Here is a 14717-nt window from a genome sequence, read left to right on the forward strand (position 1 = left end):
GTTGCAAACGAAAGAAGGGCGTCATGCCCTTCTTTCGTTTTTCTGCTGCGAATTAGAGTCGGTTCATAAGCTGTTTACGGCAATTACAAACGGCTTTTTCTTGAATCCGGATTCCTTCCGTGGTATGTTTACGCGGTTTTGGGGCCGGCAAGGCCTATTCAACGACAAGGAGCGTAAGTAGATGGAAAAGAAGCTGCCAACGATAGAGATCATCGAGCGGTACTGCAAGGGATGTCACATCTGCGTGGAGTTCTGCCCGACCAAGGTTCTGGAGATGCAGGGTTTTGTCGCGGCTGTCAAGAATCTGGAGGCCTGCATCAAGTGCATGCAGTGCGAGCTCCGCTGCCCCGATTTCGCGATCAAAGTAACGCCTTAATATTGAAAACAGGAGGTAGTGAACGTGGCTAAGAAAGTTGCTTTTCTCCAGGGTAACGAGGCTGCAGCACAAGGCGCGCTGTACGCCGGCTGCAAGTTTTTTGCCGGTTACCCGATCACACCGTCTACCGAAGTCGCCGAGGTCATGTCGGCCGAACTTCCCAAGATTGGTGGTAAGTTCATCCAGATGGAAGACGAAATAGGTGCCATGGCCGCCATTATCGGCGCCTCGCTGACCGGCGCCAAGGTGCTGACCTCGACCTCCGGCCCGGGACTCTCCCTGAAGCAGGAGTTGATCGGCTATGCCTGCATCGCCGAAACGCCTGCCGTCATTGTCAACGTCATGCGTGGCGGTCCTTCCACCGGGATGCCGACCGGTCCTTCCCAGTCCGACGTCATGAGTGCCAAGTGGGGCACCCACGGTGACCATCCGGCCATCTGTCTGGTTCCGGCCTCTGTTCAGGAAGTATTCGAAGAGACGGTCCGGGCCTTCAACCTGGCCGAGAAATACCGTACCCCGGTCATGATCATGCCGGACGAAATCGTTGCCCACATGCGGGAACAGATCGTGTTCCCCGAGCCGGGCGAGCTGGAAGTGATCGACCGCACCGCACCGTCCGTGCCGCCCGAGCAGTACAAGCCGTACGACACCTCTTTCGGCGACGTGCCGCCGCTGGCCGCTTTCGGTTCCGGCTACAAGTTTCACGTCACCGGTTTGAACAAGATGGCTGACGGTTTCCCCACCACCAAGGCCGAGATTGTCCAGGCCGAAGAAGAGCGTCAGGTCCGCAAGGTTGAAGCCAACGCGGACGACATCGTCAAGTTCGAAGAGTATCTGCTGGACGACGCCGAGGTCGCCATCGTTGCCTTCGGCTCCACCTCCCGCTCCGCCCGCTTTGCCGTGAACGAGGCCCGCAAGCAGGGGATCAAGGCCGGTCTGTTCCGCATCAAGACCTTCTGGCCGTTCCCGGAGAAGCAGCTGCTTGCCCTCTCCAAGAAGGTAAAGGCGTTCATCACTCCGGAGATGAACCTCGGTATGGCTACCGGCGTTCTCAAAGGGGTTGTGGAAGGTAATGCACCGGTTCACGGGATCTTCCGTGTTGACGGCGAACCGATCAATCCGGAGCAGATCCTCGCTAAGATAAAGGAGGTCAAGTAACATGGCATTCGATTACGATAAGTACATCCGTCCGGGCAAGCTGCCGCACATCTGGTGTCCGGGCTGCGGCCACGGGATCGTCATGAAGGGACTGATCCGGGCCATTGATTCCCTCGGCCTGGTGAAGGAAAATACTGCCGTTGTTTCCGGGATCGGCTGCGCCTCCCGTCTCCCCGGCTACCTTGATTTCTGCACCCTGCACACCGCCCACGGCCGCGCCGCTGCGTTCGCCACCGGCGTCAAGATGGCCCGCCCTGAGATGAACGTCATCCTCGTCGGCGGCGACGGCGACGGCACCGCCATCGGCGGCAACCACTTCATCCACGCCTGCCGCCGCAACATCAACATGACCTACGTCATCCTGAACAACAACATCTACGGGATGACCGGCGGTCAGTTCTCCCCCTGCACCCCGACCGGCGCCAAGGCCTCCACCACTCCCTACGGCAACCCGGACCCGGCCTTTGACATCGCCAAGCTGGCCATCGGCGCCGGTGCTACCTTTGTGGCCCGCGGCACCGCCTACCATGCTGCCCAGATTGACAAGCTGATCGCTGAAGCGATCCAGCACAAAGGTTTCTCCGTTGTGGAGATCCTCGACGACTGCCCCACCACCTATGGCCGCCGCAACAAATTCAAGTCGGTCATCGAGATGATGAACCGGCTGAAGGAGATCGCCGTGCCGGTTAAGGCTGCCGAGAAGATGACTCCGGAGCAGCTTGAGGGGAAGGTACTCACCGGAGTTCTCTACAAAGAGGAGAAGCCGGAGTACACCGCCGAGTACGCCAAGGTCATCGAGCGGTCAAAGAAGTAAAAATACCCATCAAAGGAGAACGATAGATGGCTGGAAGATATGAAATCAGATTTTCCGGTGCCGGCGGGCAGGGATTGATCCTGGCCGGCGTCATCATGGCCGAGGCTGCTTCGATCTACGACGGGAAGCAGGCGGTCCAATCCCAGAGCTACGGCCCCGAAGCCCGGGGTGGCGCCTCCAAGTCGGAGGTCATCATTTCCGACGAGGCCATCGACTACCCGAAGGCAACCGTGGTTGATGCCCTGCTGGCCCTTACCCAGGAGGCCTGCACCAAATATTCCCACGACCTGAAAGAGGGGGGGATACTCCTCATCGACTCCGATCTGGTCACCAAGAGACCGGAAGGGAATTTCAAGGTGGTATCCTTCCCGATCATCAATACCGCCAAGAACGATGTGGGTCGTGAAATTGTCGCCAACATCGTGGCACTGGGCGCCATCGTGGCACTGACCGGCGTGGTCACCAGGGAGAGCGCCGAGAAGGCAGTTCTGTCCAGGGTTCCCGAAGCATTCCTGGAGCTGAACAAGAAGGCGTTCAACACGGGGTACGAGAAGGCGATTGCCGCCAAAGGCTAATCCCCGGATCTGATCCTACAAAGGCCCGACACGCAAGTGCCGGGCCTTTTTTTATGCCGAAAGCGGTTGCTTTCTGACCCTGCCGCCGTTAAGATTGCCCTATTCTCAGGCCGGGAGGATAGGTGCACGAGATACTCACGGAATACCTGGCAGTGCACGGCTACTGGGTCCTTTTCCTCTGGACCTTCCTGGAAGGAGAGGCCGGGCTGATCCTGGCCGGATTCTTCGCCTTTCAGGGGTATTTCACCCTGCCAGGGGTCATTCTCACCGCCCTGGCCGGAGCCTTCTGCGGTGACCAGTTCTACTTCTACGTCGGCCGTTTGCAAGGCGCGCGTCTGCTCAGGATATTCACCTTCATCGCCCGGAAGTTCCACAAGGCCCTCAGGCTGATCGAACGCTACGGCACCTTCGTTGCCTTTGTCTCCCGCTACACCTACGGGTTTCGGATCGTTCTGCCGATCATCCTCGGCATGACCTCCTTTCCGGCGTCGAAGTTTTGCTGGCTCAACATCCTGAGCGCCCTGGCCTGGTCGCTCATCTTTTCCCTGGCCGGCTACCTGTTCGGGAAGAGCGCGTCGCTGTTCGTAGAGGATGTGAGCCGTTACGAGCATCAGCTGCTGGTCATACTTGCCGTCCTCATCGCCTGCATGTGGCTCGGCCATTTTGTCCATGGCTGGTGGCAGCGGCGACCGGCCCGTGCCCGGCTGCGCCGGATGCGGCACAAGGGGCCCTACAGCCAACGAACTATCAAGAAAGAGGAGACGAAGTGAACGAAGCAGTTTCACTCAAGAGCGCGGTGAGCATTGTCCTGGTGGAGACCCAGAGTCCGGGCAATATCGGCATGGTCTGCCGCGCCATGATGAACATGGGGTTGACCGATCTGCGGCTGGTGAATCCCTGCCGCGTGGACCATCCCGAAGCCCTGAAATTTGCCGTCTCGGCCAGGGAGTTGCTCTTCAAGGCGCGGATATTCCCCACCCTTGCCGAGGCCCTGGCCGATGCGCCGCTCTCGGTTGCCACGACGCGCCGCCATGGCAAGTACCGTCAGGAGATCATGACGCCTGACGAAGTGGTGCGGAGTGCGGCTGTGCATCTGCCCGCCAACCGTTGCGCCTTTGTCTTCGGCCGTGAGGACAGCGGTCTCACCACCGACGAGGTGGCCCTCTGCCGCTGGCAGGCGACAATTCCTACCGGCAGCGATTACGGCTCCCTCAATCTGGCCCAGGCGGTGCTGCTCTTCTGCTACGAGATTCATCGCGGGCTCGGTAGTAGCACTGATGCGGCAACGGAACGGGTCCTGGCCGATGCCGCAGTGACCGAGACCATGTTCGGCCAGATGGAAGAGACCCTGCTCAGGATCGGCTTTCTCAATCCGGAGAACCCGGCCCATCTGATGCGCACCTTCCGGCGGATCTTTGCCCGGGCAATGCTGGACGAGCGGGAGGTGTCGGTCATCCGGGGGATGCTCTCCCAGATCGACTGGGCTGCCGACAACTTCCAGGGGCGAAAGGGGGGGTGATGGACGCGACAACAATCGGCCTCGTTGCCGGTGCGCTCACCAGCTTCGCTGCTGTTCCCCAGGTGCTCAGGACCTGGCGGACCCGCCAGGCCCGCGACCTTTCCATCTGGCAACCGGTCATTCTCACGGTCGGCATGTTTCTCTGGCTCGCCTATGGCATGCTGCTCAAGGATCTCCCGCTCATCGTCGCCAATCTCTTCTCCATAGTCTGCTATCTGGTGCTGATCGGCATGAAAATTATCTTTGACCGTGCTGACAAACTGGCTCTGCGTGATTAACTTTGACACAACACAAAGACAACGGGAGGAACCTGATATGAGATCGTTACGGATGTTTCTGCCGGCACTCTGCTGCCTGGTCACCCTGTCCGGGTGCGGCTATAACACCATGCAGGCCAACGAGGAGGCAGTCACTGCCGCCTGGGGTGATGTGGAGGCGACCTATCAGCGGCGGGCCGACCTGATCCCCAACCTGGTGGAGGTAGTGAAGGGGTATGCCAAACACGAGGCCGACACCCTCAAGGCGGTCACCGAGGCCAGGGCCAAGGTCGGTTCCCTGCAGGTCTCGAAGCAGCTGGTGAACGACCCGCAGGCGCTGCAGAAGTTCCAGCAGGCCCAGGGGGAGCTTTCCGGCGCCCTTTCCCGGCTGATGGTGGTGGTGGAGAAATACCCCGACCTGAAGGCCAACCAGAACTTCATGGACCTGCAGAACCAGCTGGAGGGGACCGAGAACCGGATCAACGTGGCCCGCACCCGTTACAACAAGGCGGTGCAGGAGTTCAACACCAGCATCCGGACCTTCCCCAACAGCCTTACCAACTCCCTGATGCTGCATTTGCAGCGTAAGGAGCCGTTCAAGGCGGAAGAGGGGGCGAAGGTGGCCCCGAAGGTAAAGTTTTAGGAGAACTTAAATGAAACGCAAAGACGCAACGGCGCAGGGTCGCAAAGAGAATTTCAAAGGTTTTTTCTGCGTCCTGGCGACGTTGTGTCTTTGCGTTACGGGTCTTTATTCATCGATTGCTGACGCCTCCCTTGAGCTATTGCCATGAGATCGATAGTCCTGTTCATACTCCTGTTCCTCTTCCCCGCTGCTGCCCATCCGCTGGATGTGCCGCAGCTCCAGGGGCGGGTGAACGACTACGCCCAGATCCTGTCCCCGCAAGGGAAGGCGGCGGTGGAGCGGGAGCTGGCAACGCTGGAGCAGAGCGACTCCACCCAGGTGGTTGTGCTGACCGTAGCGTCGCTTGAAGGTGACAGCCCGGAGGAGTATTCCATCCGGGTGGCCGAGGCGTGGCGGATCGGGCAAAAGGGGTTGGACAACGGCGCAATCCTCTTGATCGCCAAGGCGGAGAGAAAGATCCGGATCGAGGTGGGGCGCGGGCTGGAGGGTAAACTGACCGACCTGGTTGCCGGCCGGATCATCCGCGAGCAAATGGCACCCCGGTTCAAGGCGGGCGATTTCGACGGCGGTGTCCTGGCCGGGGTGCAGGCCATTAGCCAGGTAGTGCGGGGCGAGTATCAGGCCAAGGGGGAGGCGCTTCGCCATGCCAGGAAGAGCGCGCCACCCATCTATGCCTTTCTGATCTTCCTCCTGGTGGCTGTTGTTTTTCTCGGCTCCATCTCACGCATCCTGGGAGGGATTGCCGGTGGCGCCGGGCTGCCGCTGGTGGCCTGGTTCCTCTATCCCGGCCTTGCCCTGGCACTGCTGGCAGGGCTCGCCGTGGCCGGTTTCGTTCTCGGCCTCGTGGTGACGCTCCTGTTCGGCGGAGGGGGTGGTTTCGGCGGCCCCTTCTTCGGCGGCTGGTACGGCGGCGGGGGAGGGTGGGGCGGTTCGTCAGGAGGGGATGACGGGTTTTCCGGCGGCGGCGGTGACTTCGGCGGCGGCGGGGCGTCCGGGGAATGGTGAAAGGCGGTGACTCGTGACTCGGGGTGAAAAGCATTTTTCCAGTCACGAGTCACCGGTCACGAGTCACGGGTTCTTACCAAAGCCTCTGCAGTGCCGGCAGGCTCGGCCGGTCCCAGTACGGCTCGGAACCATAGCCGTAATAATAGGGATTGTAGCGGCTGGGGGGGTAGAGGAGGTACTTCTCACTCTCCGAAGGCTGCCAGAGATAGATCTCCCTGATGGCGACCACCGGGTAGGTGTACTCCATCGCGTCCAGCGGAAGGGTCTTTTTTCCCTTCACCTCTCCCACCAGGGTCACCAGCCGGTCAGGCTTGTAGATCAGCGAATCGAGGAAGTCGACGCTGGTGGCCAGAAAACGGCCGTGGGAGATGAAGCTGTCCCGGGGTACGTCGCCGTCCAGTTCGAACTGGACGATTTCCAGCACGCCACCCTCCTTGGTGTTCCGCGCCGAGGCGATCCTCCCCCCCAACAGGACGGTTTTGCCGATATAGTTGTCCGGGTTATCCCGCAGTTTGGCGAACTGAACCGTCGGATCGACCAGGCTTCGCGACTGGTCGCTGATGACTCTGGCACAGCCGCTGAGCGCCATCAAACCCATAACCACCAGAATAGCAAGACCCTTCATTGAGACCTCCTTTGCTGCACTTCAGTTTTACCCAACTCCCTGAACAATGTCAAACCGCCTGAATGCAAGTCAGGTGCCCAGTTTTGGCAATTGACAAAGACGTGCAAAAAATTGTATACAGTATACACAATTTTTTGTTTCATTCCGAGTTTTGAAAAAACGTTGTAGATAGCACAATTACAAGGAGGTTATCAATGATCGAAGCATATCTCGCCCACGAAGCGGAGCGCAAGGCCCAAGGGATACCCGCTCTGCCGCTCAACCCGGAACAGACCGCCGAACTCTGCACGCTGCTGGAGGCCCCGCCGGCCGGCAAGGAGGAGTTCCTGTTGAACCTCCTCAAGGAGCGGGTCTCCCCCGGTGTCGATCCGGCTGCCGAAGTCAAGGCCGCCTTCCTGGCAGAGATCCTCACGGGAAGCAAGAAGTCGCCCCTGGTTTCCAAGGTCGATGCTATCCGCATCCTTGGTACCATGATTGGCGGTTACAACGTCGGTCCCCTGGTCGAGGCCCTGAAGAATGCCGAGCTTGCTGACGAGGCCGCTTGTGCCCTCTCCGGGCTGACCCTGGTCTATGACGGTTTCGACAAGGTGGTGGAGCTCTCCAAGTCCAACGGTGCCGCCAAAAAGGTCCTGGAGTCATGGGCCAATGCCGAGTGGTTCACCAAGCGCCCGGGCGTGCCCGAGACCATCAAGGTCAAGGTCTTCAAAGTGGAAGGGGAGATCAACACCGACGACTTCTCCCCGGCCGGCGACGCCTGGAGCCGCCCCGACATCCCTCTGCACGCCCTGGCCATGGGCAAGACCCGCTTCCCGAACCGGCTCGGCCAGATCGCCGAATGGCGGGCCGCCGGCAATCAGGTTGCCTTTGTGGGCGATGTCGTCGGTACCGGCTCGTCCCGCAAGTCGGCCTGCAACTCGGTCCTTTGGCACATGGGAGAGGCAATCCCCTGCGTCCCCAACAAGAAAACTGCCGGCGTGATCATCGGCGGAGTCATCGCCCCGATCTTCTTCAATACCGCCCAGGACTCCGGCGCCCTGCCGCTCAAGGCAGACGTGACCAGGATGAACGATGGCGACATCATCACCATCAACACCAAGAAGGGTGAGATCTTGAGCGACAAGGGTGAGGTCATCTCCACCTTCAAGATCTCTCCCAATACCCTGGCCGACGAGTTCCGCGCCGGCGGCCGGATTCCGCTGATCATCGGCCGTGCCATCACCGACAAGGCCCGTGCCGCCCTCGGCCTCGGCGCAACCGACGTCTTCACCCTGCCGGTCAACCCGGCACCCAAGGCTGCCCAGGGGTACTCCCTGGCCCAGAAGATGGTCGGCAAGGCCTGCGGCGTAGCCGGCGTGCTGCCCGGCACTGCCTGCGAGCCAAAGATGACCACGGTCGGTTCCCAGGACACCACCGGTCCGATGACCGCCGACGAGCTGAAGGAACTCGCCTGCCTCAAGTTCCTGTCGCCGATGTTCATGCAGTCGTTCTGCCATACCGCCGCCTATCCCAAGCCGGCAGACGTAAAGATGCACAAGAATCTGCCCAAGTTTATCACCGAGCGGGGCGGCGTCCCCCTCAAGCCGGGCGACGGCGTCATCCACTCCTGGCTGAACCGCCTGCTGCTGCCCGACACAGTCGGGACCGGCGGCGACTCCCACACCCGCTTCCCGATCGGTATCTCCTTCCCGGCCGGTTCCGGTCTGGTGGCTTTTGCCGGCGCCATGGGGTTCATGCCGCTGGATATGCCCGAGTCGGTGCTGGTCCGCTTCAAGGGCAAGCTCAACCCGGGCATCACCCTGCGGGATGCGGTCAACGCCATTCCCTACTGGGCCATCAAGCAGGGCAAACTGACCGTACCCAAGAAGAACAAGATCAACGTGTTCAACGGCCGGATACTGGAGATGGAAGGGCTTCCCGACCTGACCGTGGAGCAGGCGTTCGAGCTGACCGACGCCGCTGCCGAGCGTTCCGCTGCCGCCGGCTGCATCCAGCTCTCCAAGGAGAGTGTGGCAACCTACCTCCGCTCCAACGTGGCACTGATGAAGCAGATGATCAAGGACGGTTACCAGGACGCCAAGACCCTGCAGAACCGGATCGATGCGGTCAACGCCTGGCTGGCCAAGCCGGAACTGCTGGAGGCTGACAAGAATGCCGAGGCGACCGGCGCCTATGCCGACGTGATCGAGATCAACCTGGCCGAGATCACCGAGCCGATCCTCGCCTGCCCGAACGACCCGGACGACGTCAAGCTTCTCTCCGAGGTTGCCGGCACGCCGATCCAGGACGTGTTCCTCGGCTCCTGCATGACCAACATCGGTCACTTCCGCGCTGCCGCCGAGATCTGGCGCGGACTCAAGTTCAACCCGGCCGTCCGGACCTGGATCTGTCCGCCGACCCGCATGGATCAGCAGAAGCTCAAGGACGAGGCCTACTTCTCGGTATACAGCGCCTTTGGTGCCCGGATCGAGATCGCCGGTTGCTCGCTCTGCATGGGTAACCAGGCCCGCGTGCCGGACGGGGTGAACATGTTCTCCACCTCGACCCGCAACTTCGACGACCGGATCGGCGACGGGGCCAAGGTGTTCCTCGGTTCCGCCGAACTGGGTGCGGTGACCGCCACCATGGGCAAGCTGCCGACGGTGGCCGAGTTCATGGCCGTCTACAAGGAGAAGGTCGAGCCGAAGAAAGATGCGATCTACCAGTATCTCCAGTTCGACGAGATGCCGGAATACAAGTAGGTACGAATACGCCTGTGGCTGAAGGCGTGATGTGAAAAAAACCCCCGCTCCGGCTTGTCCGGGCGGGGGTTTTTCGTTCTCGCTTCTTGCAAAGGGATGAATAGAATTCATCCGCACTTCGGTAGTTGCTGGGCCTCCTTCTTACCGGCTGGCAACGGGCAGGCCAGCTCTCCTGACAATGCCGGTATCATGGTATACTCAAAGCAGAAATGGGGTTGCCGGCATGTTACGGCGAGGAGGTGGCTTATGCGATGGATAGTGCTGTTATCCGTGTCATTACTGCTTTTTGTGGGGTGCGCCCATATCTTCAGCGACCGTGCCGAGAGGCTGGTCGATCGGACCGTTACCTTTGAGCAGGTAAGGAAAGAGCCGCTGGCGTTTGTCGGTAAGTATTTGAAAATAGGCGGCACCATTGTGGATACGAAGAACACCAAGGAGGGAACGCGGATAGAGGTGGTTCAGTTTGGTCTGGGCCGCAGCGATTTCCCCAATGAAGAACATGGTTCGGCTGGCCGGTTTCTGGCAACATCCCGCAGCTATCTCGACAGCATGATCTTCAAGGCTGGTCGACCAGTGGTGCTCATCGGCGAGATACGGGGTGAGAAAACATTGCCTCTGGGAGAGATCAATTATCGCTATCCGGTTGTGACCATTGCGGAAATCCATGTGTGGAAGCAATCCGAACTGCGCCCGTATTATCCGCCTTACTATGACCTGTTTTACTACGACCCGTTCTACTACCCGTATCGATGGTACGGACCGCCTTATTATGGGTATTGGTACGGGCCGCGGCGCAGATAAAGCGCGGTTAATTCCATCCGTACAATCTGAGCCTTTTGGGGGTTCTAATCTGCTGCCCTATTTCGTTTGTGCGTTAAAAGAAAAGCTGTTACGTTTTTAATGGTGTAATATATTGAAATTATATTGATTTAAACTTTTGGATGTTGTACTTAATTTAAGCTATTTAATATTTTCGTGAGTGTTTCTGCAGATTACGTGGGGGTGCGGGGGAATGAAACACGAAATTCTGATAGTCGATGATGACAAACTCGTACTTACGTTTACGGCCGATGTGCTGCAGAAAATCGGGTCCACTCCCCTGGTTACCACCTCGCCGCTCGAAGCGCTTGAGATCGTTGCCAACCATCCCATTGCCGTTGTCGTGAGCGACCACTACATGCCGGAGATGACCGGCAACGAATTACTGACCCGGATCAAGGAACTGAGCCCCAGTACGACCAGGATCATGATGACCTCGGCAGCGGACATGAACGTGGCGCTCACGGCCATCAATTCGGGAGAGGTCTTCCGCTTCCTTCCCAAGCCGTGGAAGGTGAACGACATGGTCAAGGCGGTCAAGGATGGTCTCCGCCGCTATCGACTGATGGAGTCGGTCAAAAACGATGACGATTTCATCCTGCGCTCGCTGGCGGAAACCATCGAGCTGAAGGACCCGTATACCAAAGGGCACTGCGAGCGGGTCGCCGACTTCGCCTTGATGATTGCCGATGAGCTGGCTCTCGGCGAAGGGATCAAACGGGAGATCAGGCACGGCAGCTGGCTCCACGATTGCGGTAAGATCGGGGTTCCGGAGGCGATTCTGAATGCCAACCGCAAGCTGACGGGCGAGGAGAGGGAGGTTGTTGCCATGCACCCCGTCTGGGGGGCCAATGTAGTCGAGAAGGCCAATCTTTCGTCAACGGTCATCAATATCGTCATGCACCACCACGAGCATTACAATGGCCATGGTTATCCGATGGGGCTTGCCGCTGACGAGATCCCTCTCGAAGCCCGCATCGTTACCGTTGCCGACATCTTCGACGCCCTCCGGTCGGACCGTCCTTACCGGATCGGCATCCCTTTGGCGAAGACCCTGAACATGCTGGCGGAGATGAAAGGGGCGGAACTCGATCCGGTTCTTGTTGACCTGTTCATCCCCCTTATCTGCGACAGAGAAGGGGGCTCATAGGAGGCAGGGCGTGTTGTCAGATCAGACTCTTTTTGTCAACTTTGTGGCACCGGTACCCGCGGATTGTGATATGCTTTTAATGCAGTATGGGGGAGGAGGTGGCGATTATGAGAGGCACGAAAGGCACTACAACCACGACGCGGCGTACGGCACGGGCGGCCACGCCCGGCAAGCATGAGTTGATGATCCGGCGCGCTGTCAACCACAATGCCCACGTCATTACCCCGCACGGCAAAGTCCAGGCTGGCCGTAAAGGGCGGAAAGGGTGAGAAGGTAGATGTAGGAGTTCAAGCGTTTATCAGTAATTGTAGTCTACGTTTTTAACTATTGCCCAAGACTCCCGGCAATGGTATAAAATCGCAGCCTGTAAACCACAGGGGGAACCTCCTGTGGTTTTTTATGTGCCCGGAGCATGGCGCCAGCTGGCGTTGCACGATCCATCAAAGGAGTTTGTGTGAAGTCCCACAGTTTTTCCAGAGTCCCCTCCCTGGTTATCCCCTATCTGCTCATCCTTATGCTGGCCGGTTGTTCAAACGAGAAGCCCGGCGACCTGTCGGCAACAAAAAATGCCCGGAACGCGACCGCCGCCCCGACCGCACCCTTTGTGCCGCAGAGCAGTGCCACCCCTGCTGCGGCCCCGTTTGCGGCCAGTTCCACTGCGGTGCGTTCGGCACCACGGGCCGGGGTCGCGGCGCCCAAGGTCAAGTACAACGCGGGCGAAGACCCCGAGTATGCCACACGGTGCGGTTGGCCCGTACAGTGCCCGCCGCCGCTGCCGGGGTCGATCCTGCCGCAGAAGCGGATCGTGGCTTACTACGGCAATCCGCAGTCCAAACGGATGGGGGCGCTGGGCGAGTTCCCGAAGGACGAGATGCTCCGGCGGCTGAAGGGGGAGGTGACCAAGTGGGAAAAGGCCGACCCGTCACACCCGGTACAGCCCGCTCTGCACCTGATCGCCGTGGTGGCGCAGGGAGATCCGGGTAAGTCCGGCAAATACCGGATGGTCATGCCCGATGCCATCGTCAACCAGGTGTACGGCTGGGCCAAGGAAGCCGGCGCGATCCTGTTCATAGACATCCAGACCGGCCACGACGATATCAGGACCATTCTGCCCCGCTTCGAGTGGATACTGAAGAATCCTGACGTGCACCTGGGGATGGACCCGGAGTTCAACCTGATCAAAAGCCGGAAGAAGCCGGGGACCAAGATCGGCACCTATGATGCGGCCGACATCAACTACGCCTCCGGCTTTCTGAGAGATCTGGTGAAGAAGTACAACCTGCCACCCAAGGTGTTCACCGTGCACCGTTTCACCCGAAACGGCGTCACCAACGCCAGGAACATCGTGCTGCGGCCCGAGGTGCAGATCGTCATGCATATGGACGGCTGGGGGGCGCCCTGGCTGAAGCGTGATTCGTACAAGGACTATATCGTTAAGGAACCGGTGCAGTACACCGGATTCAAGCTCTTCTACCACAACGATACCAAGAAGGGGGATCAACTGATGACGCCACAGGATCTCCTCAAGCTGAACCCGAAACCGATCTATATCCAGTATCAGTAAGGCTGCCCCGAATCCGTGAGGCATGGAGATTTTGTAGCAAGGCTGTTGGGTTACGCGATGAGGCCGCTACCCAACCTACGAAAAAATATGGGTTACAGGGTGCTAGCCGAAGCGATAGATCTGTCTGCCGTCCTGGTACAGTTCGATCGGTCCGTCCTGGGAGACTTTGATCACCTTGCCGAAAAATGAGGCGGCGCTGGCCGCCGTGGTCCGCCCGCCACCGGTCACCACCTCCCGTGCATGGGATGTGTCGATGATGAAGCCGGTCTCCAGCAGCCTGCCGTTTCGATTGAAAACCGTCATGCCGTCGGAGGAGAGGATGCGGAGCAGGGTGCCCGACTGTTTCAGCTCGCCGACCGGCCTCCCCTTTACCTGGCTGATCAACAGCCTGCCGATGGCATCACTTCCCCCCACCGACCCCTTCTTGAGGGCAGCCAGCTGCCGCGCCCCCTGGTTGTAGATCAGCACCACCGTGCCATGCCGGATCTTGGAGAGTGCATACAGGGTCCAGAGCAGATCGTCGATGGCACTCTCTTCGATGCTTCCCCTGAGAAACGACCGGACAATGTCCGGGTCGAAGATGGCCCAGACCCCCTTGCGCCGCACCAGGAGCTTGTCGGGATTGATCATTACCTCGATCTCCGACGCCTCGTTCACGGTCACGGCAAAGGCGCCGGAACCGGCGTTCCTGACGATGGAGAAGATCGCCCGGTGGGTCAGCCGTTCCACGTCGTTCTGCTCGTCCGAGCCGCTGGTCCTGATGACGCCGGTGACCTGCATCAGGATGTTGGCAACAAAGAAGAGGTTGGTGCCGTCGATGAAGCGGTAGGTGAGGGGATTGTCGAAAAAGTCGGCAGTAACGGTCTGGGACGGTTTCAACGCGAGGAGCATGTGCTTCCGGTAGCGGATCAGCTTGCGGAGTTCGGGGAGCGTTGTCCGGTGGACAATGAAGCCGGTGGTGGCCGGTTTGCCCTCGTAGCGCTGGTAGGAAAGGTTCTTCAGGAGCTGGATCAGCTGCTGGATGGGCCAGAACCCTTTTTTGTTGTCCCCCCGAAGGGCGCGGGCCACGGCGATGTCCATGATGGAGGCGAGCAGGGCCGTCCGGAAGTGGGCGGCGTACCCTTCCTGGCGGAACCCTTCGTACATGGCGGCAAAGGCGGTGAGTAGCTCCTGGCAGAAGGCTGTTTCGGTTGTGGTGAACGGGAGTGCGGCACGGCGGGCGGTGAACAGGTACGGTTGCCCCTCGAAACTGGCGACCGCGCGGATCGGACGCTCCTGCGTTTCCTCCGGTGTGGGCTCTTCCCCGACCAGGGTGAGATCAACCTCGGCTCCCCCGAGGAAGGAACATATATTGCTCCTGATGGCATCGAATGCGGTGATCGGCATGGTTGCTCCACGTGCGTGATATTGGTTGATTGTACCAGAAGGGAGCGCAGGGACAATTGTGCTGGACGAATTGACCGGGGGAGGCGTT

The 14717-nt window shown here is 59.6% G+C and carries 17 protein-coding genes; 15 read left to right on the forward strand and 2 right to left on the reverse strand.

Translation table 11 applies throughout. The features are described from left to right. Positions 1-181: 181 nt before the first annotated feature. From JN12_RS05610 to JN12_RS05650, 10 genes are all read left to right on the forward strand, one after another. Positions 182-376, forward strand: a complete 195-nt coding sequence (locus tag JN12_RS05610) for a 4Fe-4S binding protein (RefSeq protein ID WP_145019474.1) — start codon at positions 182-184, stop codon at positions 374-376. A gap of 24 nt (positions 377-400) precedes the next feature. Continuing rightward, entirely contained in the window at positions 401-1534 is a 1134-nt protein-coding gene (locus JN12_RS05615) for a 2-oxoacid:acceptor oxidoreductase subunit alpha (protein WP_145019477.1), read from the forward strand. Position 1535: 1 nt separating this feature from the next. Beyond that, positions 1536-2348 carry a 2-oxoacid:ferredoxin oxidoreductase subunit beta gene (locus tag JN12_RS05620; protein WP_145019481.1) on the forward strand — a complete coding sequence of 271 codons (813 nt, stop codon included), beginning with the start codon at positions 1536-1538 and terminating at the stop codon, positions 2346-2348. A 26-nt stretch (positions 2349-2374) separates the two neighbouring features. After that, positions 2375-2923: a 2-oxoacid:acceptor oxidoreductase family protein gene (locus JN12_RS05625; RefSeq protein WP_145019485.1), complete on the forward strand. Its 549-nt coding sequence runs from the start codon at positions 2375-2377 to the stop codon at positions 2921-2923. A 122-nt stretch (positions 2924-3045) separates the two neighbouring features. Further along, positions 3046-3693: a DedA family protein gene (locus tag JN12_RS05630; RefSeq protein WP_145019488.1), complete on the forward strand. Its 648-nt coding sequence runs from the start codon at positions 3046-3048 to the stop codon at positions 3691-3693. After that, complete coding sequence (locus JN12_RS05635; RefSeq protein WP_145019491.1) at positions 3690-4442, forward strand: RNA methyltransferase; 753 nt, start codon at positions 3690-3692, stop codon at positions 4440-4442. The genes JN12_RS05630 and JN12_RS05635 overlap by 4 nt, the downstream gene beginning before the upstream one ends. After that, positions 4442-4720 (forward strand): SemiSWEET family sugar transporter, encoded by a 279-nt coding sequence (locus JN12_RS05640; protein WP_145019494.1) that lies wholly within the window; start codon positions 4442-4444, stop codon positions 4718-4720. The genes JN12_RS05635 and JN12_RS05640 overlap by 1 nt, the downstream gene beginning before the upstream one ends. Before the next feature lie 37 nt (positions 4721-4757). Continuing rightward, a complete protein-coding gene (locus JN12_RS05645) occupies positions 4758-5342 on the forward strand; it encodes a LemA family protein (protein WP_145019497.1) in 585 nt (194 codons plus the stop codon). A 10-nt stretch (positions 5343-5352) separates the two neighbouring features. After that, positions 5353-5490, forward strand: coding sequence for a hypothetical protein (locus JN12_RS20435; RefSeq protein WP_170241858.1), 138 nt, complete (start codon positions 5353-5355; stop codon positions 5488-5490). Beyond that, positions 5487-6347, forward strand: a complete 861-nt coding sequence (locus tag JN12_RS05650; protein ID WP_145019500.1) for a TPM domain-containing protein — start codon at positions 5487-5489, stop codon at positions 6345-6347. Before JN12_RS20435 ends, JN12_RS05650 begins: the two co-directional genes overlap by 4 nt. Before the next feature lie 73 nt (positions 6348-6420). Here the strand turns inward: JN12_RS05650 and JN12_RS05655 are convergent, their stop codons facing one another. Continuing rightward, the gene (locus JN12_RS05655; RefSeq protein WP_145019503.1) at positions 6421-6972 is read right to left on the reverse strand and encodes a Slp family lipoprotein; all 552 of its coding nucleotides are present in this window, start codon (positions 6970-6972) and stop codon (positions 6421-6423) included. Positions 6973-7166: 194 nt separating this feature from the next. Here JN12_RS05655 and JN12_RS05660 point away from each other — a divergent pair, with 194 nt between their 5' ends. From JN12_RS05660 to JN12_RS05675, 5 genes are all read left to right on the forward strand, one after another. After that, complete coding sequence (locus tag JN12_RS05660; RefSeq protein WP_145019506.1) at positions 7167-9710, forward strand: bifunctional aconitate hydratase 2/2-methylisocitrate dehydratase; 2544 nt, start codon at positions 7167-7169, stop codon at positions 9708-9710. Between the two features lie 246 nt (positions 9711-9956). Further along, the gene (locus tag JN12_RS05665; RefSeq protein ID WP_145019509.1) at positions 9957-10511 is read left to right on the forward strand and encodes a Slp family lipoprotein; all 555 of its coding nucleotides are present in this window, start codon (positions 9957-9959) and stop codon (positions 10509-10511) included. Between the two features lie 211 nt (positions 10512-10722). Next, positions 10723-11679: an HD domain-containing phosphohydrolase gene (locus JN12_RS05670; RefSeq protein WP_145019512.1), complete on the forward strand. Its 957-nt coding sequence runs from the start codon at positions 10723-10725 to the stop codon at positions 11677-11679. Between the two features lie 107 nt (positions 11680-11786). Beyond that, positions 11787-11948 (forward strand): hypothetical protein, encoded by a 162-nt coding sequence (locus tag JN12_RS20440; protein ID WP_170241859.1) that lies wholly within the window; start codon positions 11787-11789, stop codon positions 11946-11948. A 143-nt stretch (positions 11949-12091) separates the two neighbouring features. Further along, positions 12092-13243: a hypothetical protein gene (locus JN12_RS05675; RefSeq protein ID WP_407925374.1), complete on the forward strand. Its 1152-nt coding sequence runs from the start codon at positions 12092-12094 to the stop codon at positions 13241-13243. Between the two features lie 102 nt (positions 13244-13345). On the opposite strand, the gene JN12_RS05680 is transcribed toward JN12_RS05675, so the two are convergent. Continuing rightward, a complete protein-coding gene (locus JN12_RS05680) occupies positions 13346-14629 on the reverse strand; it encodes a hypothetical protein (RefSeq protein ID WP_145019518.1) in 1284 nt (427 codons plus the stop codon). Between the last annotated feature and the right edge of the window lie 88 nt (positions 14630-14717).

The sequence above is a fragment of the Geobacter argillaceus genome (assembly GCF_007830735.1).
Taxonomy (GTDB): Bacteria; Desulfobacterota; Desulfuromonadia; order Geobacterales; family DSM-12255; genus Geomobilibacter; species Geomobilibacter argillaceus.

What these genes read in the sequence shown, in the direction of transcription:
- JN12_RS05610 (WP_145019474.1), top strand. Translation starts at nt 182, where the DNA reads ATGGAAAAGAAGCTGCCAACGATAGAGATCATCGAGCGGTACTGCAAG.
- JN12_RS05620 (WP_145019481.1), top strand. Translation starts at nt 1,536, where the DNA reads ATGGCATTCGATTACGATAAGTACATCCGTCCGGGCAAGCTGCCGCAC.
- JN12_RS05625 (WP_145019485.1), top strand. Translation starts at nt 2,375, where the DNA reads ATGGCTGGAAGATATGAAATCAGATTTTCCGGTGCCGGCGGGCAGGGA.
- JN12_RS05640 (WP_145019494.1), top strand. Translation starts at nt 4,442, where the DNA reads ATGGACGCGACAACAATCGGCCTCGTTGCCGGTGCGCTCACCAGCTTC.
- JN12_RS05645 (WP_145019497.1), top strand. Translation starts at nt 4,758, where the DNA reads ATGAGATCGTTACGGATGTTTCTGCCGGCACTCTGCTGCCTGGTCACC.
- JN12_RS20435 (WP_170241858.1), top strand. Translation starts at nt 5,353, where the DNA reads ATGAAACGCAAAGACGCAACGGCGCAGGGTCGCAAAGAGAATTTCAAA.
- JN12_RS05650 (WP_145019500.1), top strand. Translation starts at nt 5,487, where the DNA reads ATGAGATCGATAGTCCTGTTCATACTCCTGTTCCTCTTCCCCGCTGCT.
- JN12_RS05655 (WP_145019503.1), bottom strand. Translation starts at nt 6,972, where the DNA reads ATGAAGGGTCTTGCTATTCTGGTGGTTATGGGTTTGATGGCGCTCAGC.
- JN12_RS05660 (WP_145019506.1), top strand. Translation starts at nt 7,167, where the DNA reads ATGATCGAAGCATATCTCGCCCACGAAGCGGAGCGCAAGGCCCAAGGG.
- JN12_RS05665 (WP_145019509.1), top strand. Translation starts at nt 9,957, where the DNA reads ATGCGATGGATAGTGCTGTTATCCGTGTCATTACTGCTTTTTGTGGGG.
- JN12_RS05670 (WP_145019512.1), top strand. Translation starts at nt 10,723, where the DNA reads ATGAAACACGAAATTCTGATAGTCGATGATGACAAACTCGTACTTACG.
- JN12_RS20440 (WP_170241859.1), top strand. Translation starts at nt 11,787, where the DNA reads ATGAGAGGCACGAAAGGCACTACAACCACGACGCGGCGTACGGCACGG.
- JN12_RS05675 (WP_407925374.1), top strand. Translation starts at nt 12,092, where the DNA reads ATGGCGCCAGCTGGCGTTGCACGATCCATCAAAGGAGTTTGTGTGAAG.
- JN12_RS05680 (WP_145019518.1), bottom strand. Translation starts at nt 14,629, where the DNA reads ATGCCGATCACCGCATTCGATGCCATCAGGAGCAATATATGTTCCTTC.